The 20,359-nt window shown below is 58.5% G+C and carries 22 protein-coding genes and 1 pseudogene; 14 read left to right on the top strand and 9 right to left on the bottom strand.

Features of this window, described 5'->3' with window-relative positions; all coding sequences use genetic code 11:
• Window positions 1-3 precede the first annotated feature (3 nt).
• Window positions 4-240, bottom strand: coding sequence for a DUF3820 family protein (locus ACYZT1_RS19065; protein ID WP_462016208.1), 237 nt, complete (start codon window positions 238-240; stop codon window positions 4-6).
• 202 nt (window positions 241-442) lie between these two features.
• On the opposite strand from ACYZT1_RS19065, the gene ACYZT1_RS19060 reads away from it, so the two are divergent.
• The 4 genes from ACYZT1_RS19060 (at window position 443) to ACYZT1_RS19045 (ending at window position 4,121) form a co-directional block, all read left to right on the top strand.
• Window positions 443-910, top strand: coding sequence for a PA2169 family four-helix-bundle protein (locus tag ACYZT1_RS19060; RefSeq protein ID WP_462016207.1), 468 nt, complete (start codon window positions 443-445; stop codon window positions 908-910).
• Window positions 911-1,065: 155 nt separating this feature from the next.
• On the top strand, window positions 1,066-3,054 hold the full coding sequence (locus ACYZT1_RS19055; protein WP_462016206.1) for an FUSC family protein: 1,989 nt from the start codon (window positions 1,066-1,068) through the stop codon (window positions 3,052-3,054).
• Entirely contained in the window at window positions 3,041-3,247 is a 207-nt protein-coding gene (locus ACYZT1_RS19050) for a DUF1656 domain-containing protein (protein WP_462016205.1), read from the top strand. Before ACYZT1_RS19055 ends, ACYZT1_RS19050 begins: the two co-directional genes overlap by 14 nt.
• Window positions 3,248-3,257: 10 nt before the next feature.
• Window positions 3,258-4,121, top strand: a complete 864-nt coding sequence (locus ACYZT1_RS19045; protein WP_462016204.1) for an efflux RND transporter periplasmic adaptor subunit — start codon at window positions 3,258-3,260, stop codon at window positions 4,119-4,121.
• A gap of 120 nt (window positions 4,122-4,241) precedes the next feature.
• Here the strand turns inward: ACYZT1_RS19045 and ACYZT1_RS19040 are convergent, their stop codons facing one another.
• Together ACYZT1_RS19040 and ACYZT1_RS19035 are read right to left on the bottom strand one after the other, a co-directional pair.
• Window positions 4,242-4,712, bottom strand: a complete 471-nt coding sequence (locus ACYZT1_RS19040; protein ID WP_020295762.1) for a MaoC family dehydratase — start codon at window positions 4,710-4,712, stop codon at window positions 4,242-4,244.
• Window positions 4,713-4,752: 40 nt separating this feature from the next.
• Complete coding sequence (locus ACYZT1_RS19035; protein WP_462016203.1) at window positions 4,753-5,697, bottom strand: lysophospholipase; 945 nt, start codon at window positions 5,695-5,697, stop codon at window positions 4,753-4,755.
• 222 nt (window positions 5,698-5,919) lie between these two features.
• Between ACYZT1_RS19035 and fadD2 the strand changes: the two genes are divergently transcribed.
• Together fadD2 and fadD1 are read left to right on the top strand one after the other, a co-directional pair.
• Entirely contained in the window at window positions 5,920-7,608 is a 1,689-nt protein-coding gene (gene fadD2 / locus ACYZT1_RS19030) for a long-chain-fatty-acid--CoA ligase FadD2 (RefSeq protein WP_462016202.1), read from the top strand.
• 354 nt (window positions 7,609-7,962) lie between these two features.
• Complete coding sequence (fadD1, locus tag ACYZT1_RS19025) at window positions 7,963-9,663, top strand: long-chain-fatty-acid--CoA ligase FadD1 (RefSeq protein ID WP_462016201.1); 1,701 nt, start codon at window positions 7,963-7,965, stop codon at window positions 9,661-9,663.
• Between the two features lie 301 nt (window positions 9,664-9,964).
• On the opposite strand, the gene ACYZT1_RS19020 is transcribed toward fadD1, so the two are convergent.
• Window positions 9,965-10,342, bottom strand: a complete 378-nt coding sequence (locus tag ACYZT1_RS19020; protein WP_462016200.1) for a hypothetical protein — start codon at window positions 10,340-10,342, stop codon at window positions 9,965-9,967.
• 198 nt (window positions 10,343-10,540) lie between these two features.
• Here ACYZT1_RS19020 and ACYZT1_RS19015 point away from each other — a divergent pair, with 198 nt between their 5' ends.
• The 3 genes from ACYZT1_RS19015 to def all read left to right on the top strand — a co-directional run bounded on the left by ACYZT1_RS19015 (window position 10,541) and on the right by def (window position 12,391).
• Window positions 10,541-10,732: a CsbD family protein gene (locus ACYZT1_RS19015; protein WP_462016199.1), complete on the top strand. Its 192-nt coding sequence runs from the start codon at window positions 10,541-10,543 to the stop codon at window positions 10,730-10,732.
• A gap of 172 nt (window positions 10,733-10,904) precedes the next feature.
• Window positions 10,905-11,855, top strand: coding sequence for a YihY/virulence factor BrkB family protein (locus ACYZT1_RS19010; protein ID WP_462016198.1), 951 nt, complete (start codon window positions 10,905-10,907; stop codon window positions 11,853-11,855).
• A complete protein-coding gene (gene def, locus ACYZT1_RS19005) occupies window positions 11,852-12,391 on the top strand; it encodes a peptide deformylase (protein ID WP_462016197.1) in 540 nt (179 codons plus the stop codon). Before ACYZT1_RS19010 ends, def begins: the two co-directional genes overlap by 4 nt.
• A gap of 50 nt (window positions 12,392-12,441) precedes the next feature.
• On the opposite strand, the gene ACYZT1_RS19000 is transcribed toward def, so the two are convergent.
• A complete protein-coding gene (locus tag ACYZT1_RS19000; protein WP_462016196.1) occupies window positions 12,442-12,858 on the bottom strand; it encodes a GNAT family N-acetyltransferase in 417 nt (138 codons plus the stop codon).
• Window positions 12,859-13,562: 704 nt separating this feature from the next.
• On the opposite strand from ACYZT1_RS19000, the pseudogene ACYZT1_RS18995 reads away from it, so the two are divergent.
• Both ACYZT1_RS18995 and ACYZT1_RS18990 read left to right on the top strand, forming a co-directional pair.
• Window positions 13,563-14,339, top strand: a pseudogene (locus ACYZT1_RS18995) (PAS domain-containing protein); the annotation flags it as partial.
• Window positions 14,313-14,882 carry a methyl-accepting chemotaxis protein gene (locus ACYZT1_RS18990; RefSeq protein ID WP_462019281.1) on the top strand — a complete coding sequence of 190 codons (570 nt, stop codon included), beginning with the start codon at window positions 14,313-14,315 and terminating at the stop codon, window positions 14,880-14,882. The pseudogene ACYZT1_RS18995 and the gene ACYZT1_RS18990, both read left to right, overlap by 27 nt.
• Window positions 14,883-14,919: 37 nt before the next feature.
• Here ACYZT1_RS18990 and ACYZT1_RS18985 read toward each other — a convergent pair whose 3' ends face one another.
• Together ACYZT1_RS18985 and ACYZT1_RS18980 are read right to left on the bottom strand one after the other, a co-directional pair.
• The gene (locus ACYZT1_RS18985) at window positions 14,920-15,552 is read right to left on the bottom strand and encodes a glutathione S-transferase family protein (RefSeq protein WP_462016195.1); all 633 of its coding nucleotides are present in this window, start codon (window positions 15,550-15,552) and stop codon (window positions 14,920-14,922) included.
• A gap of 63 nt (window positions 15,553-15,615) precedes the next feature.
• A complete protein-coding gene (locus ACYZT1_RS18980) occupies window positions 15,616-16,047 on the bottom strand; it encodes a PACE efflux transporter (protein WP_462016194.1) in 432 nt (143 codons plus the stop codon).
• 119 nt (window positions 16,048-16,166) lie between these two features.
• On the opposite strand from ACYZT1_RS18980, the gene ACYZT1_RS18975 reads away from it, so the two are divergent.
• Window positions 16,167-17,042, top strand: coding sequence for a LysR family transcriptional regulator (locus ACYZT1_RS18975; protein WP_462016193.1), 876 nt, complete (start codon window positions 16,167-16,169; stop codon window positions 17,040-17,042).
• Between the two features lie 7 nt (window positions 17,043-17,049).
• Here the strand turns inward: ACYZT1_RS18975 and gntR are convergent, their stop codons facing one another.
• Window positions 17,050-18,081, bottom strand: coding sequence for an HTH-type transcriptional regulator GntR (gene gntR / locus ACYZT1_RS18970; RefSeq protein WP_462016192.1), 1,032 nt, complete (start codon window positions 18,079-18,081; stop codon window positions 17,050-17,052).
• A complete protein-coding gene (locus tag ACYZT1_RS18965; RefSeq protein WP_462016191.1) occupies window positions 18,078-18,305 on the bottom strand; it encodes a hypothetical protein in 228 nt (75 codons plus the stop codon). The genes gntR and ACYZT1_RS18965 overlap by 4 nt, the downstream gene beginning before the upstream one ends.
• Here ACYZT1_RS18965 and ACYZT1_RS18960 point away from each other — a divergent pair.
• Both ACYZT1_RS18960 and ACYZT1_RS18955 read left to right on the top strand, forming a co-directional pair.
• Window positions 18,297-18,827 carry a gluconokinase gene (locus tag ACYZT1_RS18960; RefSeq protein ID WP_462016190.1) on the top strand — a complete coding sequence of 177 codons (531 nt, stop codon included), beginning with the start codon at window positions 18,297-18,299 and terminating at the stop codon, window positions 18,825-18,827. The genes ACYZT1_RS18965 and ACYZT1_RS18960 overlap by 9 nt on opposite strands.
• A 103-nt stretch (window positions 18,828-18,930) precedes the next feature.
• Window positions 18,931-20,283 carry a GntP family permease gene (locus ACYZT1_RS18955; RefSeq protein ID WP_462016189.1) on the top strand — a complete coding sequence of 451 codons (1,353 nt, stop codon included), beginning with the start codon at window positions 18,931-18,933 and terminating at the stop codon, window positions 20,281-20,283.
• Window positions 20,284-20,359 lie beyond the last annotated feature (76 nt).

Genomic DNA, 20,359 nt, shown 5'->3' with positions numbered 1-20,359 from the left:
GGTTCAGTGGCGAGGGGCGGGTTTGCCATGTTTGGCGCGCAGCGGTTCCAGCAATTGCGATAATCCGTTGTGATCGATTTCCTGCATGAGGGCCAGCAACCCGCCCAGTTCGCCGTGGGGAAATCCTTCGCGGGCGAACCAGTTGAGGTACTGGCCGGGCAGGTCAGCAATGATGCGTCCTTTATATTTGCCGAAGGGCATTTCGCGGGTGATCAGTAACTCGAGCTTTTGCGGGTTCATCTGTAAGCCATCTGCATTCAGTCAGCTGGAAAATACAGGCATTCTGCATGCAGGCCAAATGACAGATCATGCAAAAAAAGCGGATACAGTTTTTGTATAAAAAGTTAAGCTATTGAAAATAAAGGTTTTATTGCTCAATTCAAAACTGGCATGCAGGGTGCAATAGCTATTACATCTTTCATCAACCCGTGAGGAATTGAAAATGACTGACATCAATAAAGAATCCATCTCTGTACTGAACGATCTGATCGAAACCAGCAAAGATGGTCAGGAAGGCTTCAAGACTTGCGCTGAAGACATTAAAAATCCGGAACTCAAAGCGCTGTTCGTAAAGCGTTCTGCCGATTGCGCTACCGCAGCTGCTGAACTGCAAGCTGCTGTTCGTGCGCTGGGCGGCGATCCGGAAACTTCCACCAGTGTTAGCGGTGATCTGCACCGTCGCTGGGTTGACGTGAAAGCTGTATTCACCGGCAAAGATGAAGAAGCCGTGCTGAACGAAGCAGAACGCGGTGAAGATCACGCGCTCAAGGCTTACAAGGATGCAATCGAGAAAATCAACAAGAACAATCTGGTTGGCATTCGTGACCTGGTTGAAAAGCAGTACCACGGCGTGCAACGCAACCACGACCAGGTGAAAGCCCTGCGTAACCAGGCTCGCGCTCGCTCGTAAGCGTTCGTAGCCTGTCAAAAACGCCAGCCAGTCTGGCGTTTTTTTGTGCCCGGGATTTAATGCTGGACGATTTATAGTTAGCTAGCTAATAATTTGCCGGATGTCATTCGACCGATCCCGTCTATCGTTAAACCGTGCCCCCAAGAGTCTTCTCCGTGCCCATCACTTTCCAGGCGTTATTCCTGCCTGACCGCCGTGCCTTGCAGTTTGCAGTCAAGACCGTGATCGGCGGCGGCCTGGCGCTGTGGCTGGCGATGCGCTGGGGCCTTGAACAACCGGCGTGGGCGTTGATGACCGCGTTCATTGTCGCTCAGCCGCTGTCGGGGATGGTGGTGCAGAAAGGCTTGGCGCGGCTGCTGGGGACGATTGTCGGCACGATCATGTCGGTGATCTTCATGGGCCTGTTCGCCCAGACGCCCTGGCTGTTTCTGTTGGCGTTGGCCCTGTGGCTCGGGCTGTGCACGGCGAGTTCGACCTTGCTGCGCAGCGCCTGGTCCTACTCCTTCGTGCTGGCCGGTTACACGGTGGCGATCATCGCGTTACCGGCCATCAACCATCCGCTGACGGTGTTCGATCAAGCCGTGGCGCGCTGCACTGAAATCTGCCTGGGCATCATCTGCGCCACTGCTGCGAGTGCGCTGCTGTGGCCAATGCGCGTCGAACAGCAACTGGCGGATGAGGCACGCGCCGCCTGGCAGAGCGCAATGAAAGCCGCAAAGGCAACGTTGGCTGGCGATGGGCAGGCGCGTAAAGGTTTGCTGGAAATCCTCGGCAGAATCGTCGCGGTCGATGCGCAGCGCGAACATGCCTGGTTCGAAGGCAATCTGGGTCGGCTGCGCGCGCGGTCGATCAGTGGCCTGAGCCAGAAGCTGTTGATGTTGCTGCGCATCGCCAGGTCCGTGCGCCGACAGTGGAAGCAGCTGGAACCGCAGGAAGCCGAGCAACTGCAACCGTGGCTGAACGAGGTTCAAGCGGCGCTCGATCAATCGGATCAGGCTGCGCTGCAAGCCCTGCGACCACGCTTGCTCGACGCCTCTCACGATGCGCACATCAGTACCGCGCAAAGTTTCTGCCTGGCGCGTCTGGCCTTGCTGCTCGACAGCGCCATGGCGGCGAGCGCGGCAGTGCAGGCGGTGGAAGAGGGCAGGGAAGCGGTCGACCCGCCGCGCACCCTCGCGCCACACCGCGACCTCTCTTTGGCACTGGTTTTCGGTGCGCGCAGTGCCTTGGCTTTTCTGGTGGTGTCGTGCTTCTGGCTGGCTACCGCCTGGCCGGCAGCATCGGGCGCCTTGCTGTTGACGTGCGTGGTGTGCAGCCTGTTTGCCAGTCGCGAAAACGGCGCGCAGATCGGCATGAGTTTCATGCGCGGGATTTTTCTGGCGATTCCGTTGGCGTTCATTGTCGGGCAGATTCTGCTGCCGCAATGGAGCAGCTTTGCCTTGCTCTGCCTGGGCATGGGCGTGCCGTTATTCTTCGGGGCACTGGGCATGGCCAAGCCGCAGACCGGTGCCACGGCGACCTCGTTCTGCCTGCATTTCATCGTGCTGATATCGCCGCTCAACGCGATGAAGTTCGATGTCGCGAATTTCTTCAACAGTGCCCAGGCAATGGTCATCGGTGTGGGCGCTGCCGTGCTGGCGTTCCGTTTGCTGATCCTGCGCAATCCGGCGTGGCACAGCCGTCGCCTGCTGATAGCCACCCTGCAGGATCTGGTGCGCCTGACTCGACGCAATCTGCGCGGTGCCGAAAGCTGGTTCGGCGGGCGCATGGCCGATCGGCTCCTGCAATTGGCGCGGCACTACCCCGAATTGCCGGAACCGGGGCGCAGTCGCTGGGACGACGGCTTGCTCGGCCTGGACATCGGCGACGAGTTGCTGCATTTGCGCTTGAGTCTTGCCGTGGCGCAAGCGCCGGTCAGTGGGCCTCAGCGTCGCTATCTTGATCAGCTGGAAAAACTTCTGGAGCAAGGTCCGACCGCCAGTCGCGCCGATGCGCTTGAACACCCGAGTGAAAAATTCCTGAAAACCTTGTACGCGTTACCGCCCAGCGATGCCGTGAAACTGGCTCAGGGCGCGGTGCTGCAATTGCAGAACAGCTGGCGAGCCTGGTGCCGTCAGCAGGAGATGAGCGATGGGCTTGCGTGAATGGTCAGTGGGCGGTGTCTTGCTCAGTCCCTTTCTGATTTATGTGGTGCTGGCGCTGCTGGTCACTGGCGGTCTGCGCGTGCTGCTGCAAATGACCCCGGCCGGGCGCTGGATCTGGCACGAGGCGTTATTCGATTGCGCCTTGTACGTCTGTGTATTGACCCTGATCACCGTCGTTCTCGGACCTTTATAAGGAGTTGAACATGCGTACATCCGTACGTGTCGCGGTAACGTTGTGCCTGGTGGCGCTGGCCATTTTTGCCGGTTTTCATCTCTGGCAGTACTACATGCTGACACCGTGGACCCGCGATGCGCGAATCCGCGCCGACGTGGTGGTAATCGCCCCGGACGTGTCAGGTTGGGTGCGCGAACTGAAGGCGTTCGACAATCAGCGCGTCAAGGCCGGCGATCTGCTGCTGAGCATTGATCGTGAGCGTTTCGAAGCGGCGCTGGAGAAAGCCCATGCGGTGGTGCAAACCCGTCAGCAGCAGCTTAATCTGCGTGAGCGCGAGGCCAGTCGTCGCGCCGCATTGGGTCCGCAGGCGATCAGCGCCGAGCTGCGCGAGAACGCGCAAATCAACGCCGGCATTGCCCGTGGCGAACTGCGCGAGGCTCAGGCCGAAGCCAAGGTCGCCGAGCTTAACCTCGCGCGCAGCCAGGTGCATGCGCCGCGCAGCGGGCACGTCACCAACCTGCAGCTGGCGCAGGGCAATTATGTCAACGCCGGGCAACCGGTGATGGCGTTGATCGATGATTCGACGTTCTACGTGCAGGCGTATTTCGAGGAGACCAAACTGCCGCGAGTTCGCGTCGGCGATCCGGTCAAGGTGTGGCTGATGAGTGCCGGCGCGCCGTTGCACGGGCATGTCCAGAGCATCAGTCGCGGCATCACCGATCGCAACACCACGCCGGACGGGCAGTTGCTGGCGGAAGTGGAGCCGACGTTCAACTGGGTGCGGCTGGCACAGCGGATTCCGGTGCGGATCAAACTGGATGAAGTGCCGGAAGGAGTGAATTTAAGTTCCGGGATGACGGCGAGCGTGCAGGTGCAGGAGGATTCAAAGTGATCGTTTCTCCCTGTGGGAGCGAGCTTGCTCGCGATGGCGGCGCATCAGGCTGCATCCATGCGCACTGACACATCGCTATCGCGAGCAAGCTCGCTCCCACAGTGACCATCGCTCAGGTCATCACCCAATGCTGATCGCCGGCAGAGTCGGCAAGGTCACGGTCTGCTGCTTGCGCGGCGCAAGTATCTCGGCTTCGCCATCCACCACCAGTTCATCGCGCTGGTTGAACACGCGTGTGGCGATCCGCACACGAAATTTCGGCAGTTTTTCGAGGATTTCCAGGCGCACGGTCAGCGTGTCGCCAATCTTCACGGGCTTCTGAAAACTCATCTGCTGACCGATATAAATCGTCCCCGGCCCAGGCAACTCGCAGGCCACTGCCGCGCTGATCAATGCGCCGCTGAACATGCCGTGGGCGATGCGCTCTTTAAACATGGTGGCAGCGGCGAATTCGGCGTCCAGGTGCACCGGGTTGTGGTCACCGGACATTGCGGCGAACAACTGGATGTCGCGCTCTTCGACGGTTTTGCTGTAGCTGGCGGTCTGGCCGACTTCAAGGGCTTCGTAAGGGGTGTTGGTAACCTGGGTCATCTGTCTCAATTCCTGTGACGAAAAAAAATCCACAAAAAAACTATTCGGACCGTGCCGGGCGGCGATGGCTTAGCGCTCCGGCGATCCAGTTCAATACATCGGCAATCACTTCATCGCGATTGATGTCGTTGAACAGCTCATGCCGCGCCTGCGGGTAAATTGTCAGTTGCAGGTTCTGGCTGCCGGCAGCGCGCAATGCGTGGGCCAGATCTGTCAGACGCTTGCCTTCACTCACCGGATCACATTCACCACCGATCACCAGCAGAGGCAGGCCCGGATCGATCTGCGCGAGATTGGACGCTTTGCTGATTTGCTGCAAGCCGCCGAGCAAATCGATCCAGAACTGATTGGTGCAGCGAAAACCACAGAGCGGGTCGGCGGCGTATCTGTCCACTTCGGCGGGGTCGCGACTGAGCCAGTCGAACGGCGTGCGCACCGGTTTGAAGTTCTTGTTGAACGAGCCAAACGACAGCCTTTCGATCAGCGCACTGCGTCCGGTGCGTCCCTGCCGCAGGCGCTCGAGGCGGGCGATCTGCCGCGCTGCCCGATAAAGCGCAACAGGCTGGAAGTTCGAACCGCTAAGGATCGCGCCGTGCAGGCTGGCACTGTGGTGCAACAAATAAGCCTGGGCGAGGTAGCTGCCCATGCTGTGGCCGAGCAACACGATAGGCACGCCGGGATGCTGTTGGCCGATGTGCTGATTGAGGCTCGCCAGATCGCCGACCACCTTGCACCAACCGTCATCGTTGGCGAAATGGCCCAGCGTGGCGTTTTCTGCGGTTTTACCATGTCCACGCAAGTCCGGCGCGTAGACGCCGTAGCCCTGTTCACAGCATTTTTCGGCCAGGCGCGCATAGCGGCCACTGTGTTCCGCCATGCCATGGGCGACCAGAATGACTGCCTTCAACGGCGTGACGGGTAGCCACTGGTTGACGAAGAGACGGCTGCGGTCACTCGCGGTCAGCCAGAAAGTGTCGTGGGTCATGGCGATTCCTTTGCATGGGCTCGCTGCATTGTATAGCGCATCCCGAGATCGCCGTCTGATCAGCCCACGCCACGGCAGGAAGATTCACACGATCTATGACGGCTGTTGGCATATTTGCCTGATTCGCCATAGCTGCTAACGTCCGGGAAGCTCCGCTTTTTGTTTATTCGGCAACGATGAAAAAAAGCGGCCCGGATAGGCTCAGGTAAGAGGATAAAAACAATGCAACCTGATTTCTGGAATGACAAACGCCCGGCCGGCGTGCCCCTGGACATTGAGCGGGGGGCTTACAAGTCGGTGATCGAGGTGTTCGAGCGTTCCTGCAAGAAATTTGCTGACCGCCCGGCCTTCAGCAACATGGGCGTCACCCTGACCTACGCCGAACTGGAACGCTACAGCGCCGCGTTCGCCGGTTACCTGCAGGCCCACACCGACCTGGCCCCGGGCGATCGCATTGCGGTGCAGATGCCTAACGTCCTGCAGTATCCGATTGCCGTGTTTGGCGCCTTGCGCGCCGGGCTCATCGTGGTCAACACCAACCCGTTGTACACCGCGCGGGAAATGCGTCACCAATTCAAGGATTCCGGTGCGCGGGCGCTGGTCTACCTGAACATGTTCGGGCAGAAGGTCCAGGAAGTACTGGCCGACACCGACATTCAGTACCTGATCGAAGCGAAGATGGGCGACATGATGCCCGCCGCCAAAGGCTGGCTGGTCAACACCATGGTCAGCAAAGTGAAGAAAATGGTCCCGGACTATGCCTTGCCGCAGGCCAGTTCGTTCAAGACTGCGCTGCGCCAGGGCCGGGGGCAGAGCATCAAGCCGCTGAACGCCGGGCTCGATGATATCGCGGTGCTGCAATACACCGGCGGCACCACCGGCCTGGCCAAGGGCGCGATGCTGACCCATGGCAATCTTGTCGCCAACATGCAGCAGGCGAGGGCTTGTCTGGGCCAGATCGGCGATGACGGTCAGCCATTGCTGCGTGAAGGTCAGGAAGTGATGATCGCGCCGCTGCCGCTGTACCACATCTATGCATTCACGGCGAACTGCATGTGCATGATGGTCACTGGCAATCACAACGTGTTGATCACCAATCCACGGGACATCGGCGGTTTCATCAAGGAACTGAAGAACTGGCGGTTTTCGTGTCTGCTGGGGCTTAACACACTGTTCGTCGCGTTGATGGAACACCCGGATTTCAAGACCCTGGATTTCTCCAGCCTCAAGGTCACCAACTCCGGCGGCACCGCGTTGGTCAAGGCGACTGCCGAGCGCTGGGAGCAACTGACCGGGTGCCGCATCACTGAAGGCTACGGCTTGACCGAAACGTCGCCGGTTGCCTGCACCAATCCTTACGGCGACCACTCGCGTATCGGCACGGTGGGCCTGCCGGTGCCGGGCACTACGCTGAAAATCATCAACGATGAAGGTGTCGAGCAGCCGCTGGGCGAGCGCGGCGAGTTGTGCATCAAAGGCCCGCAGATCATGAAGGGCTATTGGCAGAAACCGGAGGCCACCGCCGAAGTGCTGGATGCCGACGGCTGGTTCAAGTCCGGCGACATTGGGGTGATCGACCCGGACGGCTTCGTGCGCATCGTCGATCGCAAGAAGGACATGATCATTGTCTCCGGTTTCAACGTGTACCCGAACGAGATCGAAGACGTGGTGATGGCCCATCCAAAGGTCGCCAACTGCGCAGTCATCGGCGTGCCGGACGAGCGTTCGGGGGAGGCGGTGAAGCTGTTCGTCGTGGCCCGCGAGGCGGGTGTCAGCCTTGAAGAGCTGAAGGCCTACTGCAAGGAAAACTTCACAGCCTACAAAGTGCCCAAGCACATCGTTCTGCGTGAGTCGTTGCCGATGACGCCGGTGGGCAAGATTCTGCGGCGGGAGTTGCGCGATATCGCCTGATCGTTAAATAGCCGCGCTTCGCACGATCGCGAGCAAGCTCGCTCCCACAAGGACAACGGTGATCCTGTGGGCGCGAGCTTGCTCGCGATTTTTTTGGGATATGCCGTGCATTGAAGGGCTTTCACAGCGCTATAGAATTTTTGCTCTAAAACTGACCATTGCACATTCAAGAGTCACCAACGTGACTGTAGAGCCCGCTTTAGCTCTAGGCGACCCTCGGCAAAGCTGCTACTCTCGGCGCGCTTTGGGACCTCTCGGCCTGCCTTGTCAGCCAGACACCCCCATAATCAAACACCAATAATAATCGCATCAAAATGCGGTATTCGAATTCGCGTTGCTGAGGAGTGGGCTTCCATGATCGAAGACTTTTGGAAGGATAAGTACCCTGCCGGGATTGCTGCCGACATCAATCCGGACGAGTATCCGAATATTCAGGCAGTGTTGAAACAGTCCTGCCAACGCTTCGCCGACAAGCCGGCCTTCAGCAACCTGGGCAAGACGATCACCTACGGTGAATTGTACGAATTGTCCGGTGCGTTCGCCGCGTGGCTGCAACAGCATACCGACTTGCAGCCAGGTGATCGAATCGCCGTGCAATTGCCCAACGTCTTGCAGTACCCGGTTGCCGTGTTCGGGGCGATTCGCGCGGGGCTGATCGTGGTCAATACCAACCCGCTGTACACCACGCGGGAAATGGAACACCAATTCAACGACTCCGGCGCAAAAGCCCTGGTTTGCCTGGCCAACATGGCGCATCTGGCCGAGGCCGTGGTGCCGAAAACCGGTGTCAGGCACGTGATCGTCACCGAAGTGGCCGACCTGCTGCCGCCGCTCAAGCGTTTGCTGATCAACAGCGTCATCAAGTACGTGAAGAAAATGGTCCCGGCGTATCACTTGCCGAAGGCGATCAAGTTCAACGACGTGTTGAGCAAAGGTCATGGCCAACCCGTGAACGAAGCCAACCCGGCCAGCAGCGATGTTGCCGTGTTGCAATACACCGGGGGCACTACCGGCGTCGCCAAAGGCGCAATGCTGACCCATCGTAATCTTGTGGCGAACATGTTGCAGTGCAAGGCGTTGATGGGCTCCAACCTCAACGAAGGCTGCGAGATCCTGATCACGCCGCTGCCGCTGTACCATATTTATGCATTCACCTTTCATTGCATGGCAATGATGTTGATCGGCAACCACAACGTGCTGATCAGCAACCCGCGCGATCTGTCAGCGATGGTCAAGGAACTGTCGAAGTGGAAGTTCAGCGGTTTTGTCGGGCTCAACACGTTGTTTGTGGCGCTGTGCAATAACGAAGGGTTCCGCAAGCTCGACTTCTCGGCGCTGAAAGTCACGCTGTCTGGCGGCATGGCCCTGCAGCTGGCCGCCGCCGAGCGCTGGAAAGCGGTCACCGGCTGCGCCATCTGCGAAGGTTACGGCATGACCGAAACCAGCCCGGTGGCGACGGTCAATCCGATTCAGCACATCCAGATCGGCACCATCGGCATTCCGGTGCCATCGACGCTGTGCAAGGTCATTGACGATGCGGGCGTGGAATTGCCATTGGGCGAGATCGGCGAACTGTGCGTGAAAGGTCCGCAGGTGATGAAAGGCTACTGGCAGCGTCAGGACGCTACCGATGAAATGCTCGACAGCGAAGGCTGGCTGAAAACCGGGGATATCGCGGTGATCCAGCCTGACGGTTACATGCGCATCGTTGACCGCAAGAAAGACATGATCCTGGTGTCCGGCTTCAACGTTTACCCGAACGAGCTGGAAGACGTGCTCGCGACCCTGCCGGGCGTATTGCAATGCGCGGCCATCGGTGTGCCGGACGAGAAGTCGGGCGAGGCGATCAAGATTTTCATCGTTGCCAAACCGGGCGTGACCCTGACCAAAGAACAGGTGATGGAGCACATGCGCGCCAACGTCACTGGGTACAAGGTGCCGCGTTCGGTGGAGTTCCGCGATGCGCTGCCGACGACCAACGTCGGCAAGATCCTGCGCCGCGAGTTGCGCGATGAAGAGTTGAAGAAGCTCAACGCGCAGAAAATCAGCGCGTAACCCAAAAAAACCCCGCAGATGCGGGGTTTTTTGTGGGCAGCGAAGTAAGCAGGCTTGCGTGGTGACGGAGCTTCTGTGGCGATGGGCTTCGGTGGTGAGGAAGGTTCTGTGGCGAAGGGGGGGCTGTGGCGAGGGGGCTTGCCCCCGTTGGGCTGCGCAGCAGCCCCATAACCATAACGATAACCCGCAACCCAATTCCCCAGGAATATCGCGCTCGCCATCTTGCGACTGCTGCGCAGCCGAACGGGGGTAAACCCCCTCGCCACAAATAACACCCCAGGCCCGTCACACAGAGTCTGGCTTACACCCGAAACTGCGCGAAATTGACGTTGGTGCCCGCCGGGCGCATGTCCTGCAGATACGAATCCTTGTCCGCGCTCAATTCCAGACTCAGCGCGGCTTTGCGCTTGCCTTCATTACGCACCACCAGACCTTCGAGCTTCTCGCGCAGGAATACCGTCGGCACTTTCAGGTGCAGCAGTTCGTCGGTGTCCGGGGTGTGCATCAGCAGGTGAATCCATTCGTATTGACCAACGGCCAGCCGCGCGACCGGAATGTCGAACCACCAAATGTTGCGGTTGCGGTTCAATTCGGTGAAATGGCAGTTGTTGACGCCAAGCACAGCACCGCCGAGTTCCTGGTTTCTGCGGGCAATGGCCTGCTTTTTATCGAGTTTCATAACATTCCTACGGGATTGGATCTTCAGCACCAGTGGCCTGAATACGTTGCGCATTCTCGGATGTTGCCGGGCAAACATAAAGCCTAACCTGCGCTGACTGATGAAAAGTGCGCGAAAAAAATGAAACTCCGTCCAAGTGCGCCCGGTCAATTCTTGTGTAAGTACTTTTCTCGTTCAATTGTTCACAGGAGAAACACCATGAGCAGCACTGGCGATAAAGTTAAAGGCATGGCCAACGAAGCCGTCGGCAACGTCAAGCAAGGCGTCGGCAAGGCTACCGATAACGACAAAATGCGCGCTGAAGGCGTGGTGCAGGAAAAGAAAGGCGAAGTTCAGCAAGAAGTCGGCAAGGCCAAAGATGCTGTGAAGAAAGGCGTCGACAAAGCATAAGCCTGGCTTTGAAGAGTGAGAGAAACGGCCATCCGCGGATGGCCGTTTTTGTGTCAGCCTCAACGGTATGAACAAGCAAACTGTTTCAAAGTCGCCACTTGGGCTACTTTGATGTAAAAACGGCCCCTGAGTCGCCACGACTTCATCTGATTTGCGGCGAAAGGAGACGCTCATGATTTTCCCAGACATGAAAGGTATGCCCATCTCTCGTGTGATGGTGCGCACCGTCAAAGAGTTTATTGACGACGAGATGTCGACTTACGCGTCGGCGCTGGCCTACCAAATGCTGTTCTCGTTGTTTCCCTTCATTCTGTTTTTGATCGCCCTGATCGGTTTTCTGCATCTACCGGACTTCTTCTCGTGGTTGCGTCTGCAATCAGAGCTGGTTCTGCCGCCCCAGGCGCTGGAGCAAGTCAACCCGGTGATTGACCAGCTGCAACAATCCAAGGGTGGTCTGTTGTCGGTGGGTATCGTCATCGCCCTATGGACCGCTTCCGCAGGCGTCCGGTTGATGATGAGCGCGATGAACGCCGCCTACGATGTTGTTGAAGGTCGCCCCGCGTGGAAGCTTTTTCCGCTGTCGATCGTCTACACCGTGGGCATCGCAGGCATGTTGCTGATCGCCGCGGCGCTGATGGTCCTTGGCCCGCAAGTGATGGGCTGGATCGCCTCGCAAGTCGGCATGGAGGAATTCATTGTCACCTTGTGGACCATCGCGCGCTGGCCGGTGGTGGTGATCCTGTTGATGGTTGCAGTGGCACTGATTTATTACGTGATGCCCGACGTCAAACAGGATTTCCGCTTCATCACGCCAGGCTCGGTGTTGGCCGTGGTGGTATGGATTCTGGCGTCGCTGGGCTTCGGTTTGTACGTCAAGGAATTTGCCAACTACAACGCGATGTACGGCAGTATCGGTGCGATCATCGTGCTCTTGCTGTATTTCTATATTTCCTCTGCCGTGTTGTTGCTCGGCGCAGAAATGAATGCGGTGATCGAACACATGTCAGCCGAAGGCAAGGACCCGGGCGAGAAGGTCGCCGGGGAAACGGAAACCAAACAACACGTTTCGGGACTGGGTCGGGATCACTCGATCAAGCCGAACACTGATGAAGTCACCAAATGATCCGTGAAATCCTGAAAATGGGCGATGAGCGTTTGCTGCGCATCGCCCCGCCGGTTCCTGTGGAAATGTTCGACAGTCCGCAGCTGTGGCAGCTGATCGATGACATGTTCCAGACCATGGAAAGTGTCGGCGGCGTCGGCCTTGCGGCGCCGCAAATTGGCGTCGATCTGCAACTGGTCATCTTCGGTTTCGAGCACAGCGAGCGTTATCCGGATGCCGAAGCTGTGCCGCAAACCATCTTGATCAATCCGCTGATCACGCCCTTGAGTGCGGCTGTGGAAGAAGGTTTTGAGGGCTGCCTGTCGGTGCCCGGCCTGCGCGGCGCGGTGGAACGCTATCAACAGATTCGCTATGAGGGTTTCGATCCGAAGGGTGAGCCGATCGAACGCATTGCCGAGGGTTTTCATGCGCGAGTGGTGCAGCATGAATGCGATCATTTGATCGGCCGGTTGTATCCGTCCCGTATCACCGATTTCAGCAAGTTCGGGTTTACCGAGGTGCTGTTTCCGGATCTGGACCCGAACGCCGATGAGTGATCGTGACCCCGCGTGTATGTTCAGACTTGAAGGGGCGGGCGTCCATTGCATCAAACCCGCGGCGCCAACCCCATCGCAATCATTGGCTTGCTGCGCGCATAGCGGCTCAGCCGCTCGACCATCGCGTAGGGCATTGGCGGGGCGAAGGTAAACCTGCAGCCCTCATAAAATCCGCGCAAATCCGGATGGCAGAACAACCACACCGGCAGTTCCAGCCCTTGCACCGCCTGCGCAATCAGTTCCGCCGCGATGCCCTGGCCACGGCACGCCGGAGCAACGAATAATCCCGTCAGCCAATGCCCGCCCGCCACCGGCCGCAAACACAACGCACCGACAATGTCATCGCGTCTGGCCACCCACAGCCGGGCATCGCGCACGGCTTTCATCGGCGATTGATGAGCGCGGTAAAACTTGTTCATCAATGGCCATAGCGGCTCGTCTAGCAAGGAGTATCGGGTCTCGGGCATGGGTTTGATCTGTGGCTGCACAAAGCGGGCGATTATAAAAGAACGCGTGCGCGAGGATAGGTGTATACCTGAACTTACATCCCGTTTGAGTGGAGTACGTATCATGGCCAAAGGCATGGATTCAAAAAAAGCGGCAAAGAAAAAACCGGCGAAAACTGCCGACGAGAAACGCGCAGACAAAAAGGCCAAAAAGGTGGATGTGTTCGGCCATTGATCCCGCGTTGACTGGAGCCCGGTTCTCGGGCTTCAGTTGCACCACCTCGCATCACCCCCGCTGTCTCGATTCCCCCCTCAAAGTCCTGCACATTCGGTGAAGCTGAACCGTTTTTGTTCTCGATGATGGCCGAATAGTGGCCTTGATTGTCGTAGCCTTCTGTCTATGCTGTCGTAACTAACTCGTTCGGGCGGAATGTAATGCCCGGCATAGAGTGCGCAACCAGCGCACCGTCAATCACGGAGTTGTCCGGTAAAGGGAATTACTTATGAATGCATCAGGGTTGGCCCGGTACCGGGCTATCAAGAGAAGGATGTCTTGATAAGAGCGTTGCGTCATGGACACTCCGATTGAACATCATTGATCACCTGACATGCCTCTCCCGTGGAGGGGGGCGTGTGCCTGTTCCAAAAGAACGTTGTGCTGGATCCGCTGAAAGATCAAAGAACTTTCATCAAATCAAAAGACCGCGCTCAGGGTGATTACGATTATGTTTAACCTACATCACAAGGCTGACCTGCTGGAGATCGAACGCTACAGCGGCGCGCTGGCCGAAGCCAATGCGAAGCTGGCGGCTGTCAGCCGTTCTATGGCGATGATTGAATTCACCCCGGATGGCATCGTGCTCGATGCCAACGACAACTTTTGTGCCGCCATGGGTTACGGCGTCGAAGATGTGCGCGGCAAACATCACCGTATTTTTTGCGAAGAGACGTTCTATCGCAGCGACGCCTACGCCAAACTCTGGCGTGACCTGGCGCGTGGCGAGCCGATCAGCGGGACGTTTTTGCGACTGGATAAAAGCGGCAGGGAAACCTGGCTCGAAGCGAGCTACATGCCGGTATTCGGTGCCGACCGGCAAGTACGCAGTGTCATCAAAGTGGCCACGGATATTTCCGCGAGGGTCTGCAAGGCACACGAAGAGGGGAGCATGCTCGCGGCCATCAGTCGGTCGATGGCAGTCATCGAGTTCACTCCCGATGGCCATGTGATCACGGCCAACGACAATTTTCTGAAGACCACCCATTACTCGCTCAACGAAGTGGTCGGCCAGCACCACAGCCTGTTTTGCCATCGCGCCGATGCTGAATCTTCAGCCTACAAAGCGTTCTGGGCTTCGCTGAATCGTGGCGAATACCACTCGCACCGTTTTGAGCGCAGAGACAAGCACGGTCGGACAATTTTTCTGGAAGCGTCCTACAACCCGTTGTTCGACGCCAAGGGGCGTTTGTACAAAGTGGTGAAGTTTGCCAGTGACATCACCCATCAAGTCACTACATTGCAATCTGCAGCCGAGTCCGCTCACAGTACGTCGGTGCAGAACGACGCTTGTGCGCAGAAGGGCTCACAAGTGGTGCAACAAACGGTGCAGATTATTCAGGATATTTCGAAGGATTTGAACGAGGCGGCGCTGAGCATCGATGCGGTCAGCAAGCAGTCCGACATCATCGGCACGATCGTCCAGACCATACGCGGCATTGCCGATCAGACCAACTTGCTGGCGCTCAATGCCGCCATCGAAGCGGCGCGCGCCGGCGAGCATGGACGAGGGTTCGCGGTGGTGGCCGATGAGGTTCGCAGCCTTGCGGCCCGCACCAGTCAGGCCACCCTGCAAATCGTCGATGTGGTGCGCAAAAACCATGATTTGTCGGTAAGCGCGGTGTCTAGCATGCAGTCGAGTCTGAGCCGTACCGGTCTTGGCGTGGAGTTGGCGAACGAGGCGGGCGAGGTGATCCTGGAAATCCAGCAGGGCTCGCGGCATGTCGTGGACGCCATCAGCCAGTTCAATTCGACGTTGCAACTGAGTTAACCCGGTCAACGCAGATCTGGCTACAAACATTGCGCCATCACGGCACGCCGTTGCAGCCGTATTTCAGGAAACCGGGACGTTGCGCCAGGCGCTGGAAATACTCGTCGATGGCCGCAAACTCCGGGCGGTCCATCGGCGTCATCAGCCAACGATTGACCGACAGGCCGATGACAATGTCCGCCAGCGTGAACCGTGGACCGGCCGCATAAGCGCCGGTCGTTGCGAGCTGCTGTTCGAGGATGGCCATCTTCTGGTTCCAGTCGCGCAACCCGCTGGCGATACGGTGCGGATCCTGGCATTCCGGGTCCTTGCGTACCAACGCGGTGAACGCATAGCTCCACGAACGGTTGAGTTCGGCGGTCTGCCAGTCCATCCACTGTTCCACTCGCGCGCGCGCCGCCGGCTCGTGCGGCAGCAGGTCGGCGTTTCGGTGTTTGCCGACCAGATAGCGGCAGATGGTGTTGGATTCCCACAGCACGCCCGCGTCGTCGATGATCACCGGCACCTGGGCGTTGGGGTTGAGCTTGAGAAATTCCGGACTGTGGGTCGAGGCAAATCCGCTGCCCCAGTCCTCGCGTTCGTAGGAAATGCCGAGCTCTTCGCAGGTCCACAGGACTTTTCTGACGTTAATGGACGACGCTTTACCGAGGATCTTCAGTGCATGTTCCATTGGGCTACTCCTTTAGCGATTGAACGCTTCGGGAATCTGACAGGCTGTCGGCCAACGTGCAACTCAAGCAGGGTCGGGCAGGGCAGAGGCCGGCAAACCAAAGGTACGGTCAAACAACCAGTTGAACGCAAACGTGTAGCAGGGGATGAAGATGATCAGCGCCAGGTCCAGCACAAAAGCTTGCACCAGGCTGATGTTCATCCACCAGGCGATCAAAGGGATCAGAAACACAATCAAGGTTAGTTGAAAACCCACGGCATGAGCGATGCGCCGCTTGACGGTGCGGGCGCGTGAAAGTTGACGGCTTTCCCAGCGTTCGAACAGGCTGGTGTAAATGAAATTCCAGGTGACGGCGATTGTGGTAATGATCACCGCCAGCGGCCCCGTGCTGCCGGGCGAGGTGCCCGATAACAGGGCGAGCCCGAGGGCGGAGAAGGTCATCCCGATCACTTCGTACAGGGATACATAGACGAGTTTGCGTGTGACGCCTTGCATTGAAAGTGGCCTCTATTTTGCGATTTCCGGCCAGCGGTGCTGGCTAAGTGGGCGCAAGATAGCTTCAATAGGAGTGACAGAAAAAGTCAGGTGCTTTCAGTTTTATTGACAGGTAAGCCATGAACTTCAACAGCGACAGCATCGAATTGTTTCTGGCGGTGATCGAGCGTGGTTCGTTCTCTGCGGCGGCGAGGGCGTTGGGTAAAGTACCGTCGGCAGTGAGCATGGGCATCGCCAATCTCGAGGCCGAGCTCGGTTATCCACTGTTTGATCGCAGCCATCGCGAGCCGGTGCCCACGGCGATGGCGAGCGCGCTGGTGCCGCATGCGCGGCTCATTTACGGGCAACTAAAGCAGCTGCAGGTGCATGCCATTGAATTGTCACTGGGCCTCGAAAGCACGTTGTCGATCGGCGTGGTGCCCGATATTGACAAGGTTCGTTTCATGGCCGCGATCCAGGTCATCGCCCAGCGCTATCCGTTGCTCGACATCGAAGTGCTGACAGCGCCGCAGGACGATGTTCTGGCCATGCTCCATACCGGGCGAGTCAGCGTCTGCCTGGCGTTCGCCGGGTCAAGCGTGAACGTGCTGGAGCGCTTCCAGTTCGTCGGCACGGAACGGATCACCGCGACGCTGTCGGCAGATCATCCGCTGTTGCAGGGCCAGGATTTGTTTCTGGAAGATTTGGTGCATGTGCGCCAGATCGTCGTCGCCAGCCGCGATTTGCCGATCAGCGAGACCCGTCCCGTGCTGGCGGAGTCTTGTTGGCGCACCGATACGCTGGCGATGGCACTGGAAATGGTCGAGGCAGGTTTGGGCTGGGGCAATTTTCCGTTGTCGGTGGTGCAGCCGTTGCTCGACGCGGGAAGGCTCAAGCGCTTGAGTTTTCGCAACGTCGAGAACGGCCTGGTGCTGCCGGTGCACGCGGTTTGGCTCAAAAGCCAGCCGTTGCAGAAAGGCGCGTCGGCGTTTGTTAGGCTCATGTCCGGCACATAAGCCAGGTTTATGTACTCTCGCGAATCTTCAACTCGAACCCCATGTCCTGCACCGGCCGGGCCACGGTGTTGCCGGCCATCAGCGTCAACATCTGCTCCGCCGCACGCCGGCCGATGGCCTCGCGTGGCGTATTGATGCTGCTCAGGCGCGGGACCATGTGCGCCGAGGCCGGTAAATCGTTGAAACCGAGAATCGACACTTGCCCGGGGATCCTGATGCCGCAGCGCATCGCTTCCAGCAAAGCGCCCTGCGCCAGGTCATCGTTGCCGAAAAAAATCGCATCCACGTCCGGATGGCTGGCCATCAGCTGCAGGAACAGCTCGCCGCCGAGTCCTACGGAGGACGCACGCGGGGTCAGCACTTCCAGATCCGGGTCATACCGACCGGCCTTCTGCAGCGCTCTGCGAAAACCTTCGCCGCGCAGGAGGGTGCGCTGGTCAAGCTGCGCCCCGATGTAAGCCAGACGCTTGCGACCGCGCGAGAGCAAATGTTCGGCTGCCGTCTCACCCGCCGCCAGTTGCGAAAAGCCCACGCAATTGAGCCCGGCGGCGCTGTCCAGTTCCATCATGTAGACGCAGGGAATGTTGCTCGCCTCGATCATGCGCCGCGAACTTTCGGTGCGGTCAAAACCGGTCAGCAGCAACCCGCGCGGCTGATAAGCCATGTAGTTGCGCAGCAGGTTTTCTTCTTCGTCTCGTGAATAATGGAAATTGCCGATCAGCACTTCGAAGCCCTTTGGGCGCAAAACCTGATGAATGGCTTCCAGTGTGTCGATGAACAAGAGGTTGGACAGCGACGGCACCAACACCACCACTGAATGGCTCTGGGCCGAGGCCAGCGCGCGGGCGGCGGGATTGACCACATAGTTGAGTTCGAGCGCGGCGTTCTGCACCTTTTCCACCAGTTGGGCGGCCACTGTACTGACGCCGCGCAGGGCGCGAGACGCGGTAATCGGGCTGACGCCGGCCAGGCGGGCTACTTCGTGGAGGGTAGGGCGGCCGGTGGTGCGAGTATTTTTATCGTTCTTGGGAGTAGTCATCGGGCGGCTTGCCAAACAAATTTCAAGGCACTAAGGTAGCGCTGTCCCGAAGCGGCTGCAAATGCGTAAGCGAGTTTTGCCTGAACCTCGCTTTTCGGCATTGGGAACAAACGTGCTGCAACCCACAAAAATGACAAGAAGGCGTCGGCAACTTCTGCTTTTGGCTCAGTGTCATAACTGGCAAAGGTAGCGCTGTCTGCGCGCTGAGGTGTTACATGAATCATCCCATCACCGCCCTGGTCATCATGGGCGTTGCCGGTTGCGGCAAGACATGCGTCAGCGAGGCCTTGTGCCAGCTCAGCGGCGCCACTGCCATTGAAGGCGATACGTTTCACCCTGCCGCCAATATCGAAAAGATGAGCGCCGGCATTCCCCTGAACGATGAAGACCGTGCCGGCTGGCTCGACAGCCTGTGCGATGAACTGCGCCGCGTCGATGCGCAAGGCGCGCGCCCGGTGCTGACCTGTTCGGCACTCAAACTGATTTATCGTGAACGTCTGCGCAGCGCCTTGCCGGGCCTGGGCTTCGTTTTCCTTGAACTGACGCCTGAAGTCGCCGCAGACCGTGTGTCCCACCGGCCCGGTCATTTCATGCCGTCGACCTTGATTGACAGCCAGTTCGCTGCGCTGGAATCGCCGGTCGGCGAATCGCTCACACTGGCCCTCGATGCGTCCAACCATAGCGTCGATGAGCTCGCCGGTCAGGCGCACCGCTGGTGGCTGGAAAACGGCCTGCGTGCCGTATGAGTCGTGCTGCGAAAGATAGCGCTGTCCAGATGCCTTGCGAAACTTTTCATATGAACTGTGAAATAGCCGCCTTAAAAACAACAACAACCAGGAGACACCCCTAATGTTTGGCATGTCCCACGAGACGTTCCTGCTGCTCGACGCAGTGGTCACGGTGATCGGACTCATCGTCCTGATCACCAAGTTCAAATTTCACCCCTTCATTGCCCTGATCATCGCCGCCGCTTTCCTCGGGCTGACCTCCGGCATGCCGATCGGTACCGTTATCAAGGCGTTCCAGGATGGCTTCGGCGGGGTGCTCGGTTTTGTCGGGATCATCCTCGCGCTGGGCACCATGCTCGGCAAAATGATGGCTGAGTCGGGCGGCGCGGATCAGATTGCGCAAACGCTGATCCGCGCGTTCGGCAAGGACAAAGTGCAGTGGGCGATGATGTTCGCCGCCTTCCTGGTCGGCATTCCGCTGTTCTTCGAAATCGGTTTCGTGCTGCTGATCCCGCTGGTGTTCATCGTTGCCCGACGTACCGGCGTGTCGATCATCAAGATCGGTATCCCGCTGCTCGCCGGTCTCTCTGCCGTACACGGGCTGGTGCCACCGCACCCGGGCCCGTTGCTGGCGATTGGCGTGTTCGGTGCCGACATCGGCAAAACCATTTTGTACGGCCTGATCGTCGCGCTGCCGACGGCCATTATCGCCGGCCCGATTTTCGGTACGTTCATTGCCAAGCACATCCCCGGCCATCCTAACCAGGAACTGGTGGATCAACTGGCGCGCGAATCTGATTCGGCCGATCTGCCAAGCTTCAGCATCACCCTGATCACCGTGCTGCTGCCGGTGTTCCTGATGTTGCTCAAAACCTTTGCCGATGTGGTACTGCCGGAAGGCAATGTCGCGCGTTCCTTCATGGACCTGGTCGGCCACCCGATCTCGGCGCTGTTGCTGGCATTGCTGTTGTCGCTGTACACCTTCGGCCACAAGCAGGGCATGGGCTCGAACAAGATTCTCAAGTTGCTCGACGCCAGCCTTGCACCGACCGCTGCGATCATTCTGATCATTGGCGCCGGTGGTGGCTTCAAGCAGATGCTGGTCACCAGCGGCGTGGGCGACGTGATCGGCCACATGGCGGTAAATGCGCAAATCTCGCCGATCCTGCTGGCCTGGCTGGTGGCGGCGGTAATCCGTATCGCGACCGGTTCGGCCACTGTGGCAACTATCACTGGCGCGGGCATCGTGGTGCCGGTGGTAGGGATGATTCCGGGCGTTAACCGTGAACTGCTGGTGCTGGCCACCGGCGCCGGTTCGCTGATCCTGTCGCACGTTAACGACGCCGGCTTCTGGCTGGTGAAGCAGTACTTCAACATGACTGTGGCAGAAACCTTCAAAACCTGGACGGCGATGGAAACCATCCTGTCCATCGTGGCGCTGGGCTTTATTCTGCTGTTGTCGATGTTTGTATAAGTAACACCGCAGAACCTGGTGGCACAGCTCTTGTGATCACCACCAAACATATGTGGGAGTGAGCCTGCTCGCGATG

Source organism: Pseudomonas sp. PB3P13, from assembly GCF_054897735.1.
This window is presented reverse-complemented; position numbering and strand designations above follow the sequence as displayed.

Coding starts and splice junctions, on each gene's coding strand:
- ACYZT1_RS19000 (WP_462016196.1), bottom strand. CDS start 12,858: ATGCCCGAGACCCGATACTCCTTGCTAGACGAGCCGCTATGGCCATTG.
- fadD2 (WP_462016202.1), top strand. CDS start 5,920: ATGCAACCTGATTTCTGGAATGACAAACGCCCGGCCGGCGTGCCCCTG.
- ACYZT1_RS19050 (WP_462016205.1), top strand. CDS start 3,041: ATGGGCTTGCGTGAATGGTCAGTGGGCGGTGTCTTGCTCAGTCCCTTT.
- ACYZT1_RS18975 (WP_462016193.1), top strand. CDS start 16,167: ATGAACTTCAACAGCGACAGCATCGAATTGTTTCTGGCGGTGATCGAG.
- ACYZT1_RS19060 (WP_462016207.1), top strand. CDS start 443: ATGACTGACATCAATAAAGAATCCATCTCTGTACTGAACGATCTGATC.
- ACYZT1_RS18965 (WP_462016191.1), bottom strand. CDS start 18,305: ATGATTCATGTAACACCTCAGCGCGCAGACAGCGCTACCTTTGCCAGT.
- ACYZT1_RS19035 (WP_462016203.1), bottom strand. CDS start 5,697: ATGACCCACGACACTTTCTGGCTGACCGCGAGTGACCGCAGCCGTCTC.
- ACYZT1_RS18980 (WP_462016194.1), bottom strand. CDS start 16,047: ATGCAAGGCGTCACACGCAAACTCGTCTATGTATCCCTGTACGAAGTG.
- ACYZT1_RS18955 (WP_462016189.1), top strand. CDS start 18,931: ATGTTTGGCATGTCCCACGAGACGTTCCTGCTGCTCGACGCAGTGGTC.
- ACYZT1_RS19015 (WP_462016199.1), top strand. CDS start 10,541: ATGAGCAGCACTGGCGATAAAGTTAAAGGCATGGCCAACGAAGCCGTC.
- fadD1 (WP_462016201.1), top strand. CDS start 7,963: ATGATCGAAGACTTTTGGAAGGATAAGTACCCTGCCGGGATTGCTGCC.
- ACYZT1_RS18985 (WP_462016195.1), bottom strand. CDS start 15,552: ATGGAACATGCACTGAAGATCCTCGGTAAAGCGTCGTCCATTAACGTC.
- ACYZT1_RS19040 (WP_020295762.1), bottom strand. CDS start 4,712: ATGACCCAGGTTACCAACACCCCTTACGAAGCCCTTGAAGTCGGCCAG.
- ACYZT1_RS19045 (WP_462016204.1), top strand. CDS start 3,258: ATGCGTACATCCGTACGTGTCGCGGTAACGTTGTGCCTGGTGGCGCTG.
- ACYZT1_RS19010 (WP_462016198.1), top strand. CDS start 10,905: ATGATTTTCCCAGACATGAAAGGTATGCCCATCTCTCGTGTGATGGTG.
- ACYZT1_RS18960 (WP_462016190.1), top strand. CDS start 18,297: ATGAATCATCCCATCACCGCCCTGGTCATCATGGGCGTTGCCGGTTGC.
- ACYZT1_RS19020 (WP_462016200.1), bottom strand. CDS start 10,342: ATGAAACTCGATAAAAAGCAGGCCATTGCCCGCAGAAACCAGGAACTC.
- ACYZT1_RS19065 (WP_462016208.1), bottom strand. CDS start 240: ATGAACCCGCAAAAGCTCGAGTTACTGATCACCCGCGAAATGCCCTTC.
- def (WP_462016197.1), top strand. CDS start 11,852: ATGATCCGTGAAATCCTGAAAATGGGCGATGAGCGTTTGCTGCGCATC.
- gntR (WP_462016192.1), bottom strand. CDS start 18,081: ATGACTACTCCCAAGAACGATAAAAATACTCGCACCACCGGCCGCCCT.